This is a genomic window from Hymenobacter daecheongensis DSM 21074 (assembly GCF_900141805.1).
GTDB classification, from domain to species: domain Bacteria; phylum Bacteroidota; class Bacteroidia; order Cytophagales; family Hymenobacteraceae; genus Hymenobacter; species Hymenobacter daecheongensis.
Window position 1 is genome coordinate 359,349 of record NZ_FQYN01000005.1, and the last position, 21,392, is coordinate 380,740.

Sequence of the window (21,392 nt, forward strand, 5' to 3'; positions counted from 1 at the left end):
GGAGCGGGGCTGGGGCGGCGTTGTTCTGCGAAGCCAAATTCTTTCAGCGTTTTAGCGTCAACCAAAAATTAGATCATCAATTTGCTCTTCATTCATCAAGTCACCATGTTCGATAAAGCAGCATAACAGATTTGACAGAAGCACTTTCGTATCTATTATATGGTCTTCTATTCTAATCTTGCCTAGTGGACTACCGTGCACAGCTTTAGAACGTATATCATACATCTTCTTAACTGTTTTATACAAATTCTTTCGTCCTATTCCTCTCTGCTCTAAAATACTAGCAATTGATACTGCAATTCTAAACCGCAACTCGCTTTGAATGTCGAACAAAGCTTCGATGCCCGCCCATAATGTGGCTACTGCCATTCTATCACTCGAAGCGAAATGATGAGTTGTGATAGACTCTACTGACAAGCGAAATTTTGGAAATTCTAGTAACTTAACAAAGCTAACCAAGTATTTTCCTACCCAATTTAAATCATCTTGATTAACAGGCTTTCTTACTGTATAAAACTTCGCCTGAGGTATATCTTCTAATAACCTTGCATAACAAGAACTATCAGGTAAAGCTGCAATAACAGACCAAGAATAGTCGGTCACAACGGGAATCAACACTTCAACAAGATTCCTAATTCTCAAAGCAGATACAATCCACCAAGCAATATTAAATGCGCCTTGATCGTCTTTAGCAAATTCTTTACTAATAGCAAGTTCATAAGTCACTTTTTGCGAGTATCTACCTATTGAACTAAACAAGTTTTTGTTTTTAAGCGCACAAGCTAGCTCTATTTCACCAGCCGGATTCTCAACCTTCTGAATCCTTGCTAGCGGTTCTATCTCCAGCACACTGTCATCCGACACAAAACCTATTATTGCAAAATACCAATACTTACCCTTTTCTTCTTTTAATCTCTCAGTAGCCTCTTTCTTACGGTTCTCAAAGTAAGAAGCAAGTCGTTCCAGTTTCTTCAGCTCATCGTCGCTGATCATACAACTAATTAGTCAGGTTTATTAATTTATTTTTCCCTTTTGATGTGCATTTCTGGCTTGAGTACCATTAGAGCAACCGCGTCGGCGTGGCGGAAGATGCCCATACTGAGGTCGGTGGCGAAGCCAAGCAGATTGTGATTGAAGTTCAGCTATCCTACTGCCTCACAACAGCTGTAGTTGCCCCGCATCATACGGATTCAGCACTTGCAGCCCCGGCACGGCGCTGAAGTCGCTGGTGTTGCGGGTGAGCAGCGGCAGGCCGTGGGCTAAGGCGGTGGCGGCAATGATGGCATCGGGCAGCTTGATGCGGTGCTGCTGGCGTAGCAGGATAGTTTGCTGAATGGCGGGCTCGTCTATTGGCAGCTGTTCGTTTGCGGCAATAAAATCCTCCAGCAATTGCATAGCGGCAGGAGTGCCGCGCCAGGAGAGTAGTTCCATACGCACCACTACGGACAGGACCAGCCGGTTAGCGTTTAATTGGCTTTCAAGCCAGCCTGTGCTGTCAGCGGGCAGTGCTCCAGCCAGAAAGTCAATTCCGACATTGGTATCTACTGCGTATCTCGCTCCCATTCGTTTCTTACTTGTTCAGCGTGGGCACGCAGACTATCGGCATCAGCGCTGGCCAAGGCCCCGGCCCATTTGCGCGGCGTAGATTGGGCTGCTTGTGCCAGAGGCAGATGTTTTACCGCCTCATAAGCGCCTGCGGCCGGGTCGGCTATTATGCCTACCACCCGTACCCCCTGCTGCAAGCGCAGTGTTTGCACAGCAGCCTCATTCGCTACTTCTACCAATACTAGTGTCATACGTCGGACCTGTTGATTTCCGGAAGATACGAAAGCAACAGCGGCGGCGGGCGGAATACTCCACCGGCCGCCGCTCCTACTTTTTATTCTTACTCCCGCCCCGGAATCTGCACGCCACGCTCCTCAGCTACTCGCTGCGCAATTTCATACCCCGCATCGGCGTGGCGCAAAACGCCCATGCCGGGGTCCGTCGTCAGCACGCGCTTCAACCGTTCGGCTTTTTCGGGGGTGCCGGTAGCTACGATCACCATGCCGGAGTGGGTGCTGTTGCCGATGCCCACGCCGCCGCCGTTGTGCAGACTCACCCAGTCGGCGCCGCTGGCGCAATTGGCCAGGGCGTTGAGCAGGGGCCAGTCGGCTACGGCGTCGGAGCCATCCTTCATGCCTTCGGTTTCGCGGTTGGGCGAGGCCACCGAGCCGCAGTCGAGGTGGTCGCGGCCGATGACGATGGGGGCCGAGACTTCGCCGCGGGCCACGAGGTCGTTGATGACCAGGCCGAACTTCTCCCGCTCGCCGTAGCCCAGCCAGCATACGCGGGCCGGCAGCCCGATGAAGGGCACTTTGGCCTGGGCCTTTTCGATCCAGCGGGCCAGCATCTTGTTGTCGGGGAAGGTTTCGAGCAGGGCGCGGTCGATGCGCAGAATATCGGCCGGGTCGCCGCTGAGGGCAGCCCAGCGGAAGGGGCCTTTGCCCTCGCAAAACAGCGGGCGGATGTAGCCGGGCACGAAGCCGGGGTAGAGAAACTGGCCGTGCTCGTCGCGCACCTTCAGGCCGCCTTTCTCGGCCTGCCCGCGCAGGTTGTTGCCGTAGTCGAGGGCCACGGAGCCGGCGGTTTGCAGGTCGATAATAGCCTGACAGTGCTTCATGATGGACGCCAGCGCCTGCTTCTTGAACTCCTCGGGGTTGTCAGCCCGCAGCCTGAGCACCGCCGTGATGTCGCCTTCCGGAATGTAGTCCATCAGGTCGTGGGCCGAAGTCTGGTCGGTTACGATGTCGATTTTGGTGCCGCGCTGCAGCAGCTCGGGCAGCACGGTGGCGGCATTGCCGGTGAGGCCGATGCTCCAGCCTTTGCGCTCCTTCTTATACTGCTCACAGAGCTGCAGGGCGTGGTCCAGGTTGCGGGCCTGTTCGTCGAGGTAGCCTTCGCGCACCTTCTGCTTCACCCGCTCATCAATGGGCTCGATGACCAGGCACACGCCGTCGTTCATGGTCACCGACAGGGGCTGGGCCCCGCTCATGCCGCCCAGCCCGGCCGTAACGGTGACGGTGCCGGCCAGTGTGCCCGAAAAGTGCTTGTCGGCCACGGCGGCGAAGGTTTCGTAGGTGCCCTGCAGAATGCCCTGGGTGGCAATGTAGATCCAGGAGCCGGCCGTCATTTGCCCGTACATCATCAGGCCCAGGCGGTCCAGCTCGTCGAAATACTCCTGGGTGCTCCAGGCCGGCACCAGGTTGGAATTGGCGATGAGCACGCGCGGGGCGTGGGCCCAGGTGCGCAGCACGCCCACGGCCTTGCCGCTCTGCACCAGCATGGTTTCGTCGGGCTCCAGGTTTTTAAGGGTTTTTACAATCGTCTGGTACTCCTTCCAGTTGCGGGCGGCGCGGCCGGCCCCGCCGTACACAATCAGCTCGTCATACACCAGGCTCACGGCCGGGTCGAGGTTGTTTTCCAGCATCCGCAGGGCCGCCTCAGCCTCCCAGGTTTTGCAGCGCAGGGTGGTGCCGTGCGCGGCCCGCACGGTTTCCTCTGGCTTGAACTCATAGAACATCGGGCGCGTGGCGGTCACCCCTCCCCCGGCCCCTCCCCGAAAGGGAGGGGTGCCAGATGTCGTTTTATCGGAGTGGCTAGTGGCTTCGAGGTTCAGCTCGGGGGTTTCGAGGGCGGAGTGGGGCATGGTGGGAGGTTAAGGAGTTGGGGGAGCAGCAAGTTATATTTTTCGCCCTTCTCCCCTACCACTGACCGGGGCGTTGGGGTTGGGCGGCCCGCATTCGGGCGAGGCAGGCGCGGCAGTAGCCAGCTTCGGGGCAAAGGCCCCAGAACCCGCTGCCGCTGCCCGGTGGCATCGGCTCCTGGGGCGGCGAAGCCTGAGGCCAGCCGAGAGCCACAAGCCATTCAAACTCTTTCGCAATAAATATTTTCCTAAAAACAGATAGTATTTATTGTTTATCAATAAATATTCAATTCCTTTGAGGCAGTAGAAAGCTCACCACTTCTCGCCCCTGCCCCATGAACAAGCAGACCTTCCGAAAACGGCACACCAACTTTATAATCGTTGCCCTGCGCTACGTATTCCTGTTCCTGGTTATAGCCGGCTCCTTTGCGCTGGCATTCTACCTTTTGCGGGCCGTGTTCGACCCCCAACAGCCGGCCGACGTGGTGACGCTGAGCGTACGCCAGAAAATTCTAAACTGGGATGCCAAACCCCTGCGGGATACCGAGCAGCAGGTGGCCCGCGGCGGGGCCGTGCAATTGGTGCAGTTGGGCACCATCAGCCGGCTGATGTACCGCGAACCGAATGCCGCCCGCCGCTTCGTGCTGCGGCTGATGAACTCGCAGCCCCAGCCTGTGCCCTATGTGCTGGCAACCCTGCTGTTCTGCGTTCTGCTCCACCAGATTCTGCGCGACATCCGGCCCGGCGTGCCCTTCACGCCGGCCAACGTGCAGCGCCTGCGCTGGCTGGCGCTGCTGTTTGCCGCCTGCGACCTGTATAAGATGCTGGCCACGTGGTGGCTGCGGCACCACCTGGCCCAGGTGGCCCCCGGCCTGGCCCCCGACCTGATTCCCGACACGTACTTCAGCTCGTCGCTGGTGGCCAACTGGCTGATCGGGCTGATGCTGCTCATCATTGCCGCGGGCTACGAGCGGGGCGTAGAGCTTACCGAAGATGCCGAGCTAACCGTCTGACTGCCATGCCGATTATCGTCCGACTTGATGTAATGCTGGCGCGGCGCAAGATGTCGCTCAGCACCCTGGCCGCCGCCGTGGATATTACCCTGGCCAACCTGTCCATTCTGAAGAGCGACAAGGCCAAGGCCATCCGCTTCACCACCCTGGAAGCCATCTGCCAGGCCCTGCAGTGCCAGCCCGGCGACCTGCTCGAATACGTGTCCGACGACAGCGCCGGGCCGCCGGGCGGCTAAGCTTCCTTTCCCTGCTTCTACGTTTTTGCCTCCCGCGGAAAATCCGGGGCCGGCTCCCTCATGCCTCATTTCATCCTCCTTCTTTTTCCCAAAATCATGTTCCAGCGCCCCGTTTCCTCCATTTTCCTGCTGAGCCTGCTCGCCCTCTCCTTCCCGACGCAGGCTCAGGCCCAAGTCAAGGCCCAGAGCAAAGCCAAGCAGCTCGATGCCCTGGCCAGCCAATACGCCCAGGCCGGGCAGCTCAACGGCACCGTGCTGGTGGCCGAGCACGGCAAGGTTATCTTCACTAAGGGCTACGGCCTGGCCAACCGCGAGTGGAGCCAGCCCAACGCCGCCGACACCAAGTTCCGCATCGGCTCGCTCAGCAAGCAGTTCACAGCCATGCTGGTGATGCAGCTGGTGGAAAAAGGCCAGCTGAAGCTCGACGCGCCCATCAGTACCTACCTGCCCGACTACCCCAAGCCCAGTGCCGACAAAATCACGCTGCACCAGCTGCTGGCCCACACCGCCGGCCTGCCGAACTACACCGCGCAACCGGGCTTCCAGGCCATCAGCCGGCAGCCTACCACGCCGGCAGCTTTCGTGAGCACCTTCGCCGGGCTGCCGCTGGAGTTTGAGCCCGGCACCAGCTACCGCTACTCCAACTCGGGCTACTTCGTGCTGGGAGCCATCATCGAGAAGGTGACCGGCAAATCCTACGCCCAGGTGCTGAGCGAGCAGATTCTGCAGCCGCTGCGCATGCAGGATACCGGCTACGACCTGCCCGGCACCATCTTGCCCCGGCGGGCGGCGGGCTACGTGAAGAACGAGCAGGAAACCGCCAACGCGCCCTACCTCGACATGAGCGTACCCTACGCGGCCGGCGCGCTCTACTCCACCGTGCAGGATCTGTACAAGTGGGACCAGGCGCTATATACCACCCAGCTGCTGTCGGCGGCGGGCCGGGCCACTATGTTTAAGCCGGTGAAAAATGGCTACGGCTACGCCTGGATTTCGAGCAAGGGCGTGATGGGGAAAGACACGGTGAACCTGCTGTGGCACAACGGCCGCATCAGCGGCTTCGGCACCGAGCTGATGCGCGCCCCCCAGGACCGCAACCTGGTGATAGTGCTTGATAATGAAGGCGGCACGCAGGTGGAAGACCTGACGATAGACCTGATGGGGGTGCTCTACGGCCGCCCCGGCACCGGGCCGAAAGCCGCACCGGCTGCGCCGAAAGCCATTGCCGTAGATGCCGCCACGCTGCGCACCTACACCGGCAAGTACGCCCTGGCTCCCACCTTCCTGCTGACGGTGACGACGGAAAACGACCAGCTCTATGCCCAGGCCACCGGCCAGCCCCGCTTCGCGCTGGTGCCCACGGCCCCGGGCCGCTTCGCGGTGGCTTCCATTCAGGCCGAGCTGGAGTTTGTGAAAAATGCCGGCGGCACCATCGAAAAAGTAATTCTGCACCAGGGCGGCCAGCACTCGCCGGGCGCGAAAGTGGAGTAGCATGTACCCCGGCGCGCCACTTGTGCGTACTCACTGGCTCCAACCAATCTTTTCGCAGCTATGAAACAAGTGGCCCCCGGCGTGCATCAGCTCACCATTCAGCGTTTTGTTAATCTGTATTTCGTCGAAACCGGGCAGGCCGGCGAGTGGGTGCTGGTCGATACCGGCCTGCCGGGCTCCGAGAAGGCCATCATTGCCGCCGCCGACGAGCTGTTTTACCCCGGCACCCACCCCGAGGCCATCATCCTGACCCACGGCCACATGGACCACTCGGGCTCGGTGCGGGCGCTGGCCGAGCACTGGAAAGTGCCGGTGCTGGCCCACCCGCTGGAGCTGCCGTTTCTGACCGCCCGCGCCGTGTATCCGCCCGCCGACCCGACGGTGGACGGCGGCGGCTCGCTGGCTTTCGTGGCCCGGTTTTTCCCGCCCCAGTCGTTCCAGCTTTCCGATCTGGTGCAGGCCCTGCCCACGGCTTCGGATGAGGTGCCCTACCTGCCCGGCTGGCGCTGGCTGCACACGCCCGGCCACGCGCCCGGCCAGTTGGCCCTGTTCCGCGAGGCCGACCGCACCCTGCTGGGCGGCGACGCTTTTGCCACCGCCAACCACGAATCGGTACCCAAGCTCCTGCTGCAGCTGCCCGCCATCAGCGTGGCCGGCGCGCCCTTCAACTACGACTGGGCGCAGGTGCGCCACTCGGTGCAACAGCTGGCCGCGCTGCGCCCGGCCGCCATCGGCTGCGGCCACGGCCCGGCCGTGCGCGGCCCCAAGTACACTGCCCAACTCCAACACTTAGCCGATAACTTTCCCATGCCCAAACACGGTCGTTACGTTTCCGAACCCGCCCGCCTCGATGCCAATGGCGTAGTTTCCGTGCCGCAAGCCGCCAAAGACGGGCTGCCCGGCAAGCTGGCCGTGGCCGCCGCGGGCGTAGCCGCCCTGGTGGGCGTGGCCCTGCTGGTCAAGAAGCAGAAAAAGCACAAGCAGAACGAGTATCCGCGCAAAGCGCCCACCACACCCCGCGACCCGCGCACGGGCAAGGAGCCGGCGTAGGCGGGCTTTCAGCCAGCAGTATATAGTTAAGGAGTACAGACGCATCCTCACGTCTCGTTGAGTGGGCCATTCGTGTGGCTCGCGCACCGGCGAAACGTGGGGATGCGTCTTTGTGCAGTTTCGCCGGTTTGGCAGGCCACGCTGGCGGCCGCGGCCGGTACGGGCTTTGGTTTAGGACGAAATATGCTTTATACTACCCCATTCATAGCGCCCTGCCCCTTCTGCTACCCAACGCCTCTTCCGTGCCGAAAACGCTCTGCCTGCTCCTGTTTACCTTTCTGGCAGGCCTGATTCGCGTGACAGCGCAGCCTTCTGCCGACCCGGCGCGCGTTCCGAACAGCGAGGTAGTGCGCGTGGGCGTGCTGCCGGACGGCCCGTATTCCTGGGCCCAGATCCGCACCGATACCACCCTGGCCTTCGGCCCCGCCGACTCGCTGCGGCCGGCGCGGGCCCGCGGCTACTGGCTGAAACTAACGCTGTGCAACCACCGCCGCCGCGCCGAGGCCACCGAGCTGCTGGTGCTGCCCAACCTCGATAACACCCTGTTTTTTTTCGATGAGGAGGCCCGGGCCTGGCGCACCCGGCGGGCGGGTGTGGCCGTGCCCACCGACCGCCAGCGGGTGAAGGGTCCGCTGCCGCTCTGGCTGCCGGCGCGGGCTACCACCACCGTGTACGTGCGGGTCCGGCTGAGCCCGCGGGCGGCGCTGCCGGCCGCTATCGGCCTGCGGGTGCAGCTGGAGCCGGCCGCCGTGGCCCGAAAAACGGACGACTTTTTCGGCACCGCCTGGGCCGTGGCGCTGGCGGTGCTGGGGGTGCTGCTGCTCACCAATCTATCTGCCTACTTCCGCTCGCGCGACCGGGCCACGCTGTACTATATCTGCACGCAGGTGGGGGCAGTGCTCTACGTCACGGCGTTCCGGGGATATTTCAAGGTACTGTTTCCCACGCCCGTCTTCAGCCTGCTGGTGCTGCCCGACGGCCGGAGCTATGCTTATACCCTGAACAACGTGCTGATGCACCTGAGCGTGGTGCTGCTGCTCACGGGCTTCGTGCAGATGACCCGCGCCTACCTGCCTACTGCCGCCCGCCTGCCTGGCCTGGATGTCGCCCTGCGCTACGCGCTGCGGGGCTATTGTGCCTTCACGGCGGTGGTGGCCGCGGTGAATGTGGGCGGCTTCTACCTGAACTACTACACCTTGCTGCTCGACAACCTGCTGGTGCTGGGCGTGATCCTGCTGCTGCTGTTTACCACCGTGGCGGCCTACCGGCAGCGGCTGCCGCTGGCCCGCACCTACCTGCTGGCCAACGTGCTGCCGCTGCTCTGCGTGGCCGGCGTGGCGGTATACCACGTCATATTCGGCTTCGACAACAACGGCAACCTGCTGCTGCCTGACCTGGCCATCGTGTCGCACGCGCTGTGCTTTTCGGCCGCTCTCAGCTTGCGCCTCCAGAACCTGCAGCGCACCCTGCTGGCCACCGAGCAGGAGGCCCGCGCCCTGGCCCTCGACATTCAGGAGCACGAGCTGCGCCACCGCGAAATCGTGCTCAAAAACAGCCACATTCAGGCTGCCCTGCTCGAAATGCAGCGCCGCCAGCAGGCCCGCGACCAGCATACTCAGGCACTGAGCCAGGATAATGAGCAGCATGAGGCCACCAACCAGGAGCTGCGCGAGCAGCTGGAAGCCAACCAGCGCGAGCTGGCCTCCACCACCCTCTACGTGACCCAGAAAAACGCCCTGCTGGCCGAGCTGAAGCAGCAGATCCGGGAGCTGAGCGCCCAGCGCCCCGACCAGCAGCCGGAGCTGGCCGGCATCCAGTCCATCCTGCAAACCAATCTGTACCTCGACGAGGACTGGGCCAAGTTCAAGCTCCACTTCGAGCAGGTACATCCGCGCTTTTTCGAGGAGTTGCAGGCCCGCTACCCGGCCCTCACCAAAAACGAGCAGCGGCTGTACTGCTATTTTCACATCCATCTGGCCACCAAGGAAATTGCCGCCCTGCTCAACATTGACCCGGCCAGCGTGCGGCGGGCCAAAACCCGGCTCTACAAAAAGATAGCCGCCGCCGACCAGGCCGCCGGCCGCACCCCACCCCCCGAGCCGCCGCTCTCCGTCGAATAGGCCCCCCAGGCCGCCCTTGCTCCCGCCGTACGCCTACGGCTAGGGGCCTCGCTACGCCCGGCCAGGACCCGGCGGCTCCGATTTGGATAAAATACATAGGCTGGCAGTCAGTCAGTTGCAATCAGCAGTGCGGGCTGTCTACACTTTGTCTACGCTGGTTTTTTGGGGAAAGAACGGTGAAAGCCCACCATTGCAGCCGGCTGAGTGCTCCCGACGGGCCGGCGCCTGCCCCTCGCTTCTTTTCTTTCTTTTCTTCCTTTCCACTTTTCCTTCTGCACGCCCTATGGGATTCAATCCAGTCCGCGACACCCGCTACTTTCTCATCGCCAAGAACAGCAACCTGCCGCTGGGCATACGCGGCAGCTCCGGCGCGGCCGGAACCCAGTTCGAACAACAGGCCTGGACCCCCGACAGCCCGCAGCCGCAGCAGCATTTTCAGTTCGACAGAGCCCCCAACCTGCATTTCTACATCAAGCCCGGCCAGTACGACCTGTACCTGGAGCCCCTGGCCTCGCGTGATGGCCGGGGCCGGGAAGATGGCGTGCCCATCGTGCAGGCCATCTGGAACGCCGGGGCCGGGCACCAGCATTTTCTGCTGGTGCCCGCCGGCGACGGCTACTACCGCATCCGGTGCCGGCACTCGGGCAAATTCGTGGACGTGTATGGCAACACCACGGCCGTGGGGGCAGGGGTAGTACAGCACGCCCTCACCAGCACCGACAACCAGTTGTTCCGGATGGTGGCCGTGCCTACCCGGGGCCTGCCGGTCAATACCACCTCCTTCCAGAGCTACACCAACTACGGGCGCATGCTGGTGCTGGGAATGGCGGGCGTGATTCCGAAGGTGGGCGGCGGCATCGCGGCTCTGATTGGCCTGATCTGGCCCAGCGACGCCGACCAGCGGTTCTGGAAGCAGATGAAGGACTACGTAGACGTGCGCATGACCGAAATGCTCCAGCACCAGCGGCTGCTGCTGCTGGAAGGCTACCTGAGCGGCCTGATCAGCAACCTGCGCATGGCCAACGTGCCGGGAGTGAGCCCCAAAGACCGCTGGGTTCACCTCATTTCCATCACCACCAGCGCTAGGATGCTCGAAAGTCAATTCCTGGGCGACCAGTTCCAGGACAGCCACCGTGTGCTTTCGCACCTGGCGGCCTGGGGCACGCTGGTGCTGGGAGCCCACGCGCAGATCGTGCGCGACTACGCGCAGATGCACCCCGACCTGACGGCCGAGCAGGCGGCCCTGGCCAAAGCGCCCTACAAGGCCGAGCTGCTGCTGGCCATTGAGAAGTATACCGCCGCCGTGGCTGCCGCCCGGGCCGCCGCCCTGAAGTGGCGGCTGGAGAAGATAGGGTTCTGGGAGATGATGGGCGTCATCCACGTGTGGGATACGGCAACGGGCTGGGGCAAGATGATGAGCACGCAGAGCGGTTCGGGCAGCCAGATCTACAAAGCCCGCTGCTCGCAGATACAAGCCCAGTTTGAGGCCGAGATGGACGCCCTGCTGGCCCCGGCCCGGCTGTGGCGCTTCCTGAGCCCGGATGTGCACGAGCGGCCCCAGGGCGAAACTGTGCGGAAGGTGGTGGGGCCGTTTCCCTGCATGCGCAACGACACCCCGTTTGAGGAAGTAACCGGCACCATCACCAGCCTGAGTATGCGGATGATCGGGGGCGAGCTTTCCGGGGTGGTAGTTCATTACGACGACGGCCGTAAGCGCGTGACGGGCAGCGAGACAGGCGGCATGAGTACCCTCACGCTGGCCCCCAACGAATATATCATCAGTGCCTACGGCATCGAGCGCAACTGCTACATTGCCGCCCTCACCTTCGAAACCAACCTGGGCCAGGTGTTCAGCACGGGCGAGCCGCTGGTCAAAGAACACGCCATCGACTTTATGGCGAGCCTCGACGACACACTCAACCCGCGCCTTACGGGACTTTCGGAGGGTGGCGGGGGCCTGTGCTTTCATTGGGAATACGGCTGGACCAACGACTGGACCGGCACCCTGCACGCCGCCGAGCCTAAGTTGGCGGAGTCGGTTCGTCCGCTGCTGGCCGCCCCGGCCCCGCCCGCTGAGCCAGCCGGCCCCGACCCGGTGCAGGACTTCACCACCCACGAGTTTGCGGCGGGTCAATGGTAAGCGCCCCCGGCCCGTAGCGCGGAAATCCGTTCCGCGACGAGCGAAGCGAGTTCTGACGTAAGCCTACGCAGGAACTCGCGTTGCTCGTCGCGGAACGGATTTCCGCGCTACGGGGCCCATAAAAAAGCCTGGTCCCCTTGTGGGGGCCAGGCTTTCGTAGTTGCGATAGATGGGTGCGAGGGCGGGGCAGCCGGGCGGCACTAGGCCGGTAGCGCGTCGTGGCGGGCCTGCACTTTGGCTTTGCAGTCCTGGTAGCCGGCCAGCTGGCGCTGGGCGGCATCCAACTCGCGGGCGCGGCGGAAGGCCCCGCGGCTGCCCAGGCCGCTGAGCTGCTCGTCCTGGATTTCTTCCAGCTCGCGCTTGAGCTTGCGCAGCTTCACTTCCTCGCGGGTGCGGGCCTCCCCGACGATCATGCCGGCAATGCGGGTTTCGAGCGGAGTTATCTGCTCGGTGAGGGAGCTCATTTCATTGGCATCTTCGGTAGCATCGCTGGTTTGGAGCGTGGCCGAGCGCTGGACGGCCGCGATGCGGAACTCGGTGCGCTCGATGTCGGCCTGGGTATCGGTGAGCACCAGCTGGCACTCGGCACGGGTCAGAAGTAATTCAACGGGGTATTCCATCAGAGTAAGGAGTTAAGGAGAAAAAAAATAAGTCACAAAGGCTGCCCAGCCTGTATTGTCATCAAGTATAGGCGCTTAAGCAATAGCTGCTGCTCCGGGGAGCCACTTTATTTTCAGGGCTCCTCGGGCAGGCCCGCCCGCAGCAGCGCCGCCTCGTGCTGCCAGGCCCCCAGGCGGGCCGCCAGCAGGGTGGTGGCCACCGGGCCGGTGGCCGCCTCGGGCAGCAGGGCATCGGCGGCGGCTTCGAGCAGGCGGACCAGCCAGCGGCGGCGCAGCAGCAGCGCGGGCGGCTCGGGGGCGGCTTCGGGGGCGGCGGGCGGCGGCGGCAGGGCCGCCCGCAGCAGCGGGCCGGCGGCCAGGCGGCGGGCAGCCAGGCGCTGCGTTTGGCGCAGGGCCCGCAGCTGCTGGTGCAGGCGGCGGGCCTGGTAGTCGCACTCGTGCAGGCGGGCCAGCACGGCGGCCGGGCCAGTGGCGGGCACGGCGGGCAGCGGCGCGAATGGCTCCGGCGCGGCCGAGTCTTCGGCTTCGGGCAGGGCCAGCACCGCCTCGGCGGCCCGCAGCCAGGGCCGGGCGTGGCGGGGCAGCGGCTCGCGCCCGGTTTCGACGTTGGCTATCTGGGTTCGGCCCAGGGCCAGCCATATCCCCAGGTCGGCTTGGCGCAGGCCCAGGTGGGCCCGGATGGCTTGCATAATGGCGGCATCAGACATAGGCAGATCTGGGGGCGAAGTAAGGACCGTTCAAGATAGGGCAAAGCAGCAATACTGACACGTTTTGACCTGACGCAAAAACGTGTCAGTACGCGCGGATACTGACACGTTTTGACCTCATACCAAAACGTGTCAGTACGTGCGGATACTGACACATTTTTGCGTCAGGTCAAAACGTGTCAGTACGCACCAGGGCGGCGGGTGCGGGGCTCGCCCCCGCCCGCTGTTCGCGCCGATTCCATGCTATCGTTTAGCGGCGGGCGGGGGCCCGGCCCGCACCCTGCTCCCCGGCGCGGGTAGCATCCGGGGGGCCGCGGGGGGGGGCGATGCGGGGCCGCTCACCGTCGGCGCACGATTAGGGCCAAAATAATCACCCCTCATCCTCAATCAGTTAGGTCAGCTGTCCATACTTTGTCTACACCCTATTTTAGGAAACCGGGCCGGGGGCGTCGGACTATTGTAGCCTTCTTACGAAGCAGCAGCGGCCCCCGCCCCAGGGGCGGTCCTTGCTGCTTCGATAACAGCTCCGGCCCCCCGGAGCTGGCGGTCCCCCGGAGCCAGAGGTCAGCCCTCGGCTCCGGGGAGGCCGCATGAGGAGCCGGGGGTGCCGGCCCGCTGGGGGCCGGAGCCGCCCGGGTTTTTTCTGTCCTGTCCCTTTCCGCCCTTCTATGCAACACCGTTACCTGCTCGCCCCCCTCGCCGCCCTGCTGCTGCTGGCCGCTACCCCCCAGCTCGCCCTGGCCCAGACCACGCCCACCGGCGCCGTGGGCATCGGCACCACCGCCCCCGACGCCTCGGCGGCCCTCGACATCGTGAGCAGCGGCAAGGGCGTGCTGCTGCCGCGCGTGGCCGCGGCCACGGCCATTGCCAGCCCGGCCCCCGGCCTGCTGGTGTACCAGACCGGGGCCCCGGCCGGCTTCTACTACAACGCCGGCACCAGCGCCGCCCCCAGCTGGCAGCGCCTGGCCACCGGCAGCGCCGCCGGCGACAACCTGGGCAACCACACCGCCACCCAGGCCCTGAACCTGAACGGGCAGAAGCTGACCGGCGGCGGCACCAACGGCCTGCGCGTGGCTACCGACGGCAGCGTGGCCGTGGACGCGCTGGCCGGCACCGGCCAGGGCCGCCTGCTGACGGCGGCCCCCGACGGCACGCTGCAAGCCAGCGCCCCGCTGCAAAGCCAGCCCCTGGCCACCACCGCCCCCGACCCCGCCCTGCTGGGCTCGGCTTCGACTGGCAACGGGCCATTTGGCGTGGCCGTGAACACGGCCGGCACCCGCGCCTACGTGGTGAACCGTCTGAGCAACACGCTTCAGGCTTATGACTTGAGCGGGGGCGTTGCGCCCGTGCCCCTGGGCAACGCTGTGCCTACCGGCCTTGTCCCGCTAAGCGTGGCGCTGAACGGGGCCGGCAGCCGCGCCTACGTGGTGAATTATACAAGCAACACGCTCCAGGTGTACGACCTGAGCGGGGGCGGTGCGCCCGTACCCCTGGGCGGCTCAGTCACCACCGACATTAGGCCGATGCGGGTGGTGGTGAATGCGGCCGGCACCCGCGCCTACGTGGCAGCCAGAGACGGCGACTTATTGCAGACCTACGACGTAAGCGGCAGCGGCCCCCCCGTGCCCTCGGGCAGCCCGGTAACAGGGATGCCGTTGTACGCGAGCGACTTGGCCCTGAACCAAGCAGGCACCCGCCTCTACGTGGCCGCCCGGGATGCTTACGCGCTCCAGACCTACGACGTGAGCGGCGGCGGGGCGCCCGTGCTGCTGGGCAGCGGGCCGATGAGCCCGAGCGTGATGGCAGTGGCGGTAAACGCGGCCGGTACCCGCGCTTACACGGTGGATGAGGCCGGCAACGCGCTACAGGCCCACGACATCAGCAGCAATGCCCCCGTGCTGCTAGGCAATGCCGTAGCCGCCGGCGGTGACCCGAGCGACGTGGCGGTGAACGCGGCCGGCACCCGCGCCTACGTGACAAACGGCTCTGGCAACAGCTTGCAAACTTTTGATTTAAGCACCGGGGGCATCCCCGTGGCGCTGGGCAATGCCGTGCGCACGGGCAACTTCCCCTACCAGGTAGCCCTGAACGTGGCCGACACCCGCGCCTACGTGGTGAATTACTCGGGGGGCACCCTGCAAGCATTCAACATCGAAGGAACGATGCCTACGGTGGTGGGCCTGGGGACCAATGGCAGCCTGGGCACGTTCAGCCTGGGCCAACTGGCCGACAACCTGGGCAACCACACCGCCACCCGGAACCTGAACCTGGCCGGCTTCCAGCTCGTGGGCGGCGGCAGCAGCGGCCTGGCCGTGAGCAGCGCCGGCAACGTGGGCATCGGCACCAGCGGCGCCCCCAGCCAGCGCCTGGAAGTGGCCGGCAACGTGCGCATCAGCGGCACGGGCAACGGCCTGACCTTCCCCGACGGCTCCACCCAGACCTCGGCCAGCGCCGCGGGCAACCTGGTGGGCGACGTGACCAGCGCCGGCACCACCACCACCTACGCCGGCATCGTGCCCGCCACCAAGGGCGGGGCCGGCACCGTGAGCGGCCTGCTCAAAGCCAACGGCAGCGGGCTGGTGAGCCCGGCCGTGGCCGGCACCGACTACCTGACGCCCGCCGGCAACGCGGCCACGGCCACGCTGGCCGCCACCGTAACCACCAACGCCAACCTGACCGGGGCCATCAGCAGCGTGGGCAACGCCACGACCTACAACCAGGTGGTGCCCGCCACCAAAGGCGGGGCCGGCGGCCTCACGGGCATCCTGCGGGCCAATGGCAGCGGCACGGTCACGGCCGCCGTGGCGGCCGACTTCCCGACCCTGAACCAGAACACCACCGGCAACGCGGCCACGGCCACGCTGGCCGCCGCCGTGGCCACCAATGCCAACCTGACCGGGGCCATTACCAGCGTGGGCAACGCCACGACCTACGCCCAGACCGTGCCCGCCAACCGCGGCGGGGCCGGCGGCGTGAGCGGTCTGCTGCGGGCCGACGGCGGCGGCAACGTGAGCGCGGCCGTGGCCGGCACCGATTTCGCCGCCGCCACCGGCAGCGCGGCCTACGTGCAGAACACGGCCGGCCCCCAAGCTGATGCCAACTTCAACGTGAGCGGCACGGGTACGGTGGGCGGGCTGCTGAGGGCGGGCAGCGCCACCGTAGGCGGCACCCTGGGCGTGGGCACGGGTGCCACTGCCCTGGGCCAGCCGCTGGGGGTGCGGGCCGGCGCGGCCAGCAATGCCCCGCTGCTGGGCTTCTACTCCCAGGCCGGCACCGACAAGTACAACTTCAGCCTGAGTGGCGGGGGGCTGAACCTGAGCGAGAGCAACGTGGCCGGCGGGCGCCTGTTCGTGCAGGACGGCACCGGCCACGTGGGCCTGGGCACCACCGACCCCCAGGCCGGCCTGCACGTGGACCGGCCCGAGGCGCCCAGCACCACGGCCCTGGGCGTACTGCTGAGCGGCGGCAGCGCGGGCAACCCCAGCATCGAGCTGCGCGGCCACGTCAAGTCGCCCTACCTCGATTTTGTCGAAACCACTGGCCTGGACTACTCCACCCGCCTGCTCAGCCTGGGCGGTACGCTCAACCTGAGCTACGGTGGCGCGGCGACCAGCAAGCCGACCTACATTCTGAGCGTGGATGGGGGCATCAACGCCACCGGGCAGGTGCGGGCCAATGGTGTGGTGCTCACCTCCGACGCCCGCTTCAAGCAGCACGTGCGCCCGCTGGGCGGGGCGCTGGCCGCGGTGCTGGCCCTGCGCGGGGTGCGCTACGAGTGGAACGCGCTGGGCGTGCGCCACGGCGGCACGGCCGGGGCCGGGCAGGTGGGCCTGCTGGCTCAGGAGGTCGAAAAAATCTATCCCGAACTGGTGAGTACGGACAAGGACGGCTACAAGGCTGTGAACTACGCCCAGCTCACGCCCGTGCTCATCGAGGCCCTCAAGGAGCAGCAGCAGCAGATTGAGGCCCTGAAAGCCCGCGCCGCCACGGCCGAAGCCGCCGCCGCCCAGGCCACGGCCGACCACGCCGACCTGCTGACCATGAAGGCGCAACTGGCCCGCCTGCTGGGCGAGCAGCCCACGGCCACCGCGCCGGCCCGCAAGTAGCCTCACCCGTTTCGCTTTCCCCTTCTACCTCATGCAACACCGTTACTTGCTTGCCCCCCTCGCTGCCCTGCTGCTGCTGGCCGCGCCCCGCCTCACCCAGGCCCAAACGCCGGGCTCCGTGGGCATCGGCACCACCGCCCCCGACGCCTCGGCCGCGCTCGACATCGTGAGCAGCGGCAAGGGCGTGCTGCTGCCGCGCGTGGCCGCGGCCCCGGCCATTGCCAGCCCGGCCCCCGGCCTGCTGGTGTACCAGACCGGGGCCCCGGCCGGCTTCTACTACAACGCCGGTACGGCCGCCGCTCCGGCCTGGCTGCGCCTGAGCCCGGCCGATAACCTGGGCAACCACACCGCCACCCAGAACCTCAACCTGGCCGATAAACTGCTGGTGGGCGGCACCGCCGTCAGCCCCGGCACCGCCGGCCTTACCATCAGCGGCAGCGGCAACGTGGGCCTGGGCACCACTTCGGCCCAGCCCGCCACCCAGCGACTGGACGTGCGCGGCAACGTGCGCCTGGGCGACAACGACGGCCAGGCCGCCGGCACGGGTCCGGCCATCGAGTGGGTGGGACCGGGCGTGAGCTCCGACCCGGTGGGCCTCTACCGCGTGAACCCCGCCGCCGATCAAAGCGAACTGCGCGTGGTGGTGGGCGACGTGGCCGACGTCAACGACAAGTTCGTGGTGGGCCGGATGCCCGGCACCAGCACCGAGGGCGGCATCCCGACGGGCACCTTCACGCCCAACTTCACTGTGCGGGCCGACGGCAATGTAGGCATCGGCACCACCAGCCCCGCTGAGAAGCTCGACGTGGCCGGCAACGCCAACGTCAGCGGCAACGCCACCGTGGGCGGCAACAGCACCGTGGCCGGTACCGCTCTGGTGCAGGGCAACGCCCTGGTGGTGGGCAGCGCCACCATCGACGGCAGCGTGGGCATTGGTACCATCACCGCCCCCGTAGCCTCGGCCAAGCTGGAGGTAAGCAGCACCACCCAGGGCTTTCTGCCCCCGCGCCTGAGCGAAACCCAGCGCGATGCCATTGCCAGCCCGGCCGCCGGCCTGCTGCTGCACAATACCACCACCAACCGCCTCAACGGCTGGAACGGCACGCAGTGGGTGGCCTATGCGGTGGAGCTACCGGCCCTGGCCAGCAGCACCTACGCCTACTCCGGCGCGCCCGTTACCTACACGGTGCCGGCGGGCGTGAGCCTGCTGCGCCTCGACCTGGCCGGTGGCAGCGGCGCGACCTTCAGTGCCACAGTAGCCCCCGGCTTGGGCGGGCGCGTGGAGGCCCTGCTGCCCGTGGTGGCGGGCCAGGTTCTCACCATCACGGTGGGGGGCACGCCCACCGGCAATACCCTGTACGCTGGTGCCTACAACGGGGGCGGCAGCGGCGGCGGCAGCGGGGGCGGCGGCGGCGGGGCCACCGACATTCGCACGGGCGGCACCACCACCACCAACCGGGTGCTGGTGGCCGGCGGCGGCGGCGGGGCCAGCGCGACCAACCAGGCGGGTTATTTCGGCGGGGCCGGAGGTGCCCTGGTGGGGGCCAGCGGCGGCGATGCCGCGGCGGGCGGGGCCGGCGGCACCCAGACGGGCAGCCCTGGCAGCAGCACCAGCAGCGGAACCACCGCCACCGGGGGCGGGGGCGGCTACTTCGGCGGAGCCGGGGGCATCCGGCTTGCCAGTGGCCAGCAGGGCGGCGGCGGCGGCGGCTCGTCCTACGCGGCCAGCAGCGCCTACAGCGTCATCCACACCCAGGGCTACCGCAGCGGGGCGGGCTACGTCATCCTCACTCCCCTGCGGTAGGCTATGGGCGGTCAAGCCGCGCGGGCGGCCCCACTGCTCCCAGGCTTTTTTTGGCTTTCCTCTCCGCTGATTCTTTTATGCTGAACCGTACCCTCCTCGTCCCCCTTACCGCTGCCGCGCTCCTGCTGGCCGCCCCCCAACTCGCCCAGGCCCAGACCACGACCACCGGCGCCGTGGGCATCGGCACCACCACCCCCGACCCCTCGGCCGTGCTGGAGCTGCGCAGCACCAGCCGGGGCCTGCTGCTGCCCCGCCTCACGGCCGCCCAGCGCCAGGCCATTGCCGGCCCGCCCCCCGGCCTGCTGGTGTACCAGACCGACGGTACCCAGCGCGGCGTGTGGGCCTTTGAGCCCGGCACCGGGGGCTGGACCTACCTGCTGCCCGGCGCGGTGGACCACCTGGGCAACCACACGGCCACCACCAACCTGGGCCTGAACGGCAACTACCTGAGCTACTTCGCCAGCACCGTGAGCGGCCTGCGCGTGGCCGACAACGGCCAGGTGGGCATCGGCCTGGGTTCCTTCCGGCCCGCCCAGCCGCTCACGGTGCAGGCCGACGCCACCGGGACGCTGCTGGGCCTGAACACCGCCGCCGGCGCCGGCCGCTACAGCTTCAGCCTCACCTACGGGGGCCTGAACCTGAGCGAAACCGGCGGGGCCACCGGCCGCCTGTTCGTGCAGGACGGGGGCCGCGTGGGCATCGGCACCACCAGCCCCGCGGGCGGCCTGCACGTGGACGCGCCCGAAAGCCCTTCCACCAGCGCCCTGGGCGTGCTGCTGAGCGGAGGCCGCAGCGGCAACCCCGGCCTGGAGCTGCGCGGCGAGGGCAAAACGCCCTACCTGGACTTTGCCGAAACCAGCGGCGTGGACTACAGCACCCGCCTCATCAGCGAGGGCGGCACCCTGACGGTGCGCACCAATGGGGCCAGCGCTACCGCCCTGGCCGTGGACGGCGGCCTGCGCCTGAACGGGGGCAGCCCGGCCGCGGGCCGGTTTCTGCAAGCCCTGGATGCCACCGGCCGGGCCGGGTGGGCACCCATTGCCGGTCCGCCCGGCCCGACCGGCCCGGCGGGGGCCACGGGGGCGACCGGCCCCGCCGCGCCCGCGGGGCCGGCCCGGCCGGGGCCGCCGGCCCGGCCGGCCCCGCGGGCGCGGCGGGCGCGACGGGGCCGCAGGGCCTGCCCGGCCCCGACGGCACCGGGGCCAGCGACAACCTGGGCAACCACACCGCCACCCAGGCCCTGAACCTGGCCGGCAGCCTGCTGGTGGGCGGCACCGCCGCCGCCCCCGGCACCACCGGCCTGGCCGTGGACGGCGACGGCCGGGTAGGCATCGGCATTCCCGCGCCGCTGGCCGCCCTGCACCTGCGCGAGGGCACCGCCCTTTTCAGCGCCGCCGGCGACGTGCCCGCCACCCCCGCCCCGCTGGGCCTGAGCGGGGAAGGCCGCCGCGCCTTCTGGTACGCCGACAAAGCCGCCTTCCGCGCCGGCTACGTGGTGGACGGCCAGTACTGGGCCGACGGCAGCACGTCGTTCGATGAGGCCAACGTGGGGCGCTACTCGTTTGCCGCCGGCTACACCTCGCGTGCCACCGGGCAGGGGAGCGTGGCCCTGGGCTCCAGCAACCAGGCCGCCGGCACCAATGCCGTAGCCCTGGGCGAGTTCACCAGGGCTACGGGCGATAATTCGGTGGCCCTCGGCTATGGTAGCGGGGCCACGGGACTTGGCTCAGTGGCACTGGGAACGGCTTGCAGCGCTACGGGAGCTTACGCAACGGCCATCGGTTTTCGAAGCATTGCCTCGGGAGACTTCTCGATGGCGCTGGGCAAAGATGCCCGGGCCGAGCACCGGGGCGCGGTCGTCATCAGCGACGCCTTCCCCGGGTTTGCTTCCGACTACGTGCCCAGCAGCGCCCCAAACCAATTGACCATGCGCTTTGTGGGGGGCTACATATTCAACACCTCGCAGAACGCGCTGAGCAGCAACTGCGGCGGCTGCGGGGGCGGGGCCATCACCGGGGTGATGCTGGCCCCGGGCGGGGGCTCGTGGACGACCTTGAGCGACCGGCGGGCCAAGGAGAACCTGCGGCCCGTGGACGCGGAGCAGGTGCTGGCCAAGGTGGCGGCGCTGCCCGTGAGCGAGTGGAACTACAAAAGCCAGCCCGCCAGCCAGCGCCACGTCGGCCCCATGGCCCAGGACTTCTACCAGGCGTTTCGGCTGGATGGCATCGGGCGCGACACGACCATCAACACGGGCGACATCGACGGGGTGAACATGCTGGCCATCCAGGCCCTGGCCGCCCGCACGGCCCGCCTGCGCCAGCAAAACGAGCAGCTCCACGCCCAGCTCCGCCAGCACCAAGCCCAGCTGCCCGCCCTCGAAACCCACACCGCCGCCGCCGAGGCCCAGGCCCGCGCCGCCG

Annotated in this window: 15 protein-coding genes; 10 read left to right on the forward strand and 5 right to left on the reverse strand. The window is 66.4% G+C overall.

Annotation, left to right across the window (positions count from 1 at the left end):
• Positions 1-57: 57 nt before the first annotated feature.
• The 3 genes from BUB62_RS19035 to hutU form a co-directional block, all read right to left on the reverse strand.
• A complete protein-coding gene (locus tag BUB62_RS19035; RefSeq protein WP_073110431.1) occupies positions 58-993 on the reverse strand; it encodes a HEPN domain-containing protein in 936 nt (311 codons plus the stop codon).
• Between the two features lie 162 nt (positions 994-1,155).
• A complete protein-coding gene (locus tag BUB62_RS12110) occupies positions 1,156-1,563 on the reverse strand; it encodes a type II toxin-antitoxin system VapC family toxin (protein WP_073110432.1) in 408 nt (135 codons plus the stop codon).
• 322 nt (positions 1,564-1,885) lie between these two features.
• Positions 1,886-3,688, reverse strand: coding sequence for a urocanate hydratase (gene hutU, locus BUB62_RS12115; RefSeq protein WP_200799923.1), 1,803 nt, complete (start codon positions 3,686-3,688; stop codon positions 1,886-1,888).
• 332 nt (positions 3,689-4,020) lie between these two features.
• Here hutU and BUB62_RS12120 point away from each other — a divergent pair, with 332 nt between their 5' ends.
• From BUB62_RS12120 to BUB62_RS12145, 6 genes are all read left to right on the forward strand, one after another.
• Positions 4,021-4,698, forward strand: coding sequence for a DUF2975 domain-containing protein (locus tag BUB62_RS12120; protein ID WP_073110433.1), 678 nt, complete (start codon positions 4,021-4,023; stop codon positions 4,696-4,698).
• 5 nt (positions 4,699-4,703) lie between these two features.
• Positions 4,704-4,934: a helix-turn-helix domain-containing protein gene (locus BUB62_RS12125; RefSeq protein WP_073110434.1), complete on the forward strand. Its 231-nt coding sequence runs from the start codon at positions 4,704-4,706 to the stop codon at positions 4,932-4,934.
• Positions 4,935-4,994: 60 nt separating this feature from the next.
• Positions 4,995-6,425: a serine hydrolase gene (locus BUB62_RS12130; protein ID WP_073110435.1), complete on the forward strand. Its 1,431-nt coding sequence runs from the start codon at positions 4,995-4,997 to the stop codon at positions 6,423-6,425.
• A 60-nt stretch (positions 6,426-6,485) separates the two neighbouring features.
• The gene (locus BUB62_RS12135; protein WP_073110436.1) at positions 6,486-7,475 is read left to right on the forward strand and encodes an MBL fold metallo-hydrolase; all 990 of its coding nucleotides are present in this window, start codon (positions 6,486-6,488) and stop codon (positions 7,473-7,475) included.
• A 242-nt stretch (positions 7,476-7,717) separates the two neighbouring features.
• Positions 7,718-9,595: a 7TMR-DISM family protein gene (locus BUB62_RS12140; protein WP_073110437.1), complete on the forward strand. Its 1,878-nt coding sequence runs from the start codon at positions 7,718-7,720 to the stop codon at positions 9,593-9,595.
• A gap of 283 nt (positions 9,596-9,878) precedes the next feature.
• Positions 9,879-11,735, forward strand: coding sequence for an RICIN domain-containing protein (locus BUB62_RS12145; protein ID WP_073110438.1), 1,857 nt, complete (start codon positions 9,879-9,881; stop codon positions 11,733-11,735).
• Positions 11,736-11,935: 200 nt separating this feature from the next.
• On the opposite strand, the gene BUB62_RS19330 is transcribed toward BUB62_RS12145, so the two are convergent.
• On the reverse strand, positions 11,936-12,355 hold the full coding sequence (locus BUB62_RS19330) for a hypothetical protein (protein WP_073110439.1): 420 nt from the start codon (positions 12,353-12,355) through the stop codon (positions 11,936-11,938).
• 113 nt (positions 12,356-12,468) lie between these two features.
• Positions 12,469-13,062: a hypothetical protein gene (locus BUB62_RS12155; protein WP_073110440.1), complete on the reverse strand. Its 594-nt coding sequence runs from the start codon at positions 13,060-13,062 to the stop codon at positions 12,469-12,471.
• A 668-nt stretch (positions 13,063-13,730) separates the two neighbouring features.
• On the opposite strand from BUB62_RS12155, the gene BUB62_RS12160 reads away from it, so the two are divergent.
• From BUB62_RS12160 to BUB62_RS19590, 4 genes are all read left to right on the forward strand, one after another.
• Entirely contained in the window at positions 13,731-17,168 is a 3,438-nt protein-coding gene (locus BUB62_RS12160) for a tail fiber domain-containing protein (protein WP_073110441.1), read from the forward strand.
• 31 nt (positions 17,169-17,199) lie between these two features.
• Positions 17,200-18,972 (forward strand): glycine-rich protein, encoded by a 1,773-nt coding sequence (locus BUB62_RS19335; RefSeq protein ID WP_159437456.1) that lies wholly within the window; start codon positions 17,200-17,202, stop codon positions 18,970-18,972.
• A gap of 77 nt (positions 18,973-19,049) precedes the next feature.
• Positions 19,050-20,216: a hypothetical protein gene (locus tag BUB62_RS19585; protein WP_234988684.1), complete on the forward strand. Its 1,167-nt coding sequence runs from the start codon at positions 19,050-19,052 to the stop codon at positions 20,214-20,216.
• Positions 20,217-20,518: 302 nt separating this feature from the next.
• Positions 20,519-21,392 (forward strand): tail fiber domain-containing protein (locus BUB62_RS19590; protein WP_394333422.1); only part of this gene is annotated, 874 nt, incomplete at its 3' end.

What these genes read in the sequence shown, in the direction of transcription:
- BUB62_RS19035 (WP_073110431.1), bottom strand. Translation starts at nt 993, where the DNA reads ATGATCAGCGACGATGAGCTGAAGAAACTGGAACGACTTGCTTCTTAC.
- BUB62_RS12110 (WP_073110432.1), bottom strand. Translation starts at nt 1,563, where the DNA reads ATGGGAGCGAGATACGCAGTAGATACCAATGTCGGAATTGACTTTCTG.
- hutU (WP_200799923.1), bottom strand. Translation starts at nt 3,688, where the DNA reads ATGCCCCACTCCGCCCTCGAAACCCCCGAGCTGAACCTCGAAGCCACT.
- BUB62_RS12120 (WP_073110433.1), top strand. Translation starts at nt 4,021, where the DNA reads ATGAACAAGCAGACCTTCCGAAAACGGCACACCAACTTTATAATCGTT.
- BUB62_RS12125 (WP_073110434.1), top strand. Translation starts at nt 4,704, where the DNA reads ATGCCGATTATCGTCCGACTTGATGTAATGCTGGCGCGGCGCAAGATG.
- BUB62_RS12130 (WP_073110435.1), top strand. Translation starts at nt 4,995, where the DNA reads ATGCCTCATTTCATCCTCCTTCTTTTTCCCAAAATCATGTTCCAGCGC.
- BUB62_RS12135 (WP_073110436.1), top strand. Translation starts at nt 6,486, where the DNA reads ATGAAACAAGTGGCCCCCGGCGTGCATCAGCTCACCATTCAGCGTTTT.
- BUB62_RS12145 (WP_073110438.1), top strand. Translation starts at nt 9,879, where the DNA reads ATGGGATTCAATCCAGTCCGCGACACCCGCTACTTTCTCATCGCCAAG.
- BUB62_RS19330 (WP_073110439.1), bottom strand. Translation starts at nt 12,355, where the DNA reads ATGGAATACCCCGTTGAATTACTTCTGACCCGTGCCGAGTGCCAGCTG.
- BUB62_RS12155 (WP_073110440.1), bottom strand. Translation starts at nt 13,062, where the DNA reads ATGTCTGATGCCGCCATTATGCAAGCCATCCGGGCCCACCTGGGCCTG.
- BUB62_RS12160 (WP_073110441.1), top strand. Translation starts at nt 13,731, where the DNA reads ATGCAACACCGTTACCTGCTCGCCCCCCTCGCCGCCCTGCTGCTGCTG.
- BUB62_RS19335 (WP_159437456.1), top strand. Translation starts at nt 17,200, where the DNA reads ATGCAACACCGTTACTTGCTTGCCCCCCTCGCTGCCCTGCTGCTGCTG.
- BUB62_RS19585 (WP_234988684.1), top strand. Translation starts at nt 19,050, where the DNA reads ATGCTGAACCGTACCCTCCTCGTCCCCCTTACCGCTGCCGCGCTCCTG.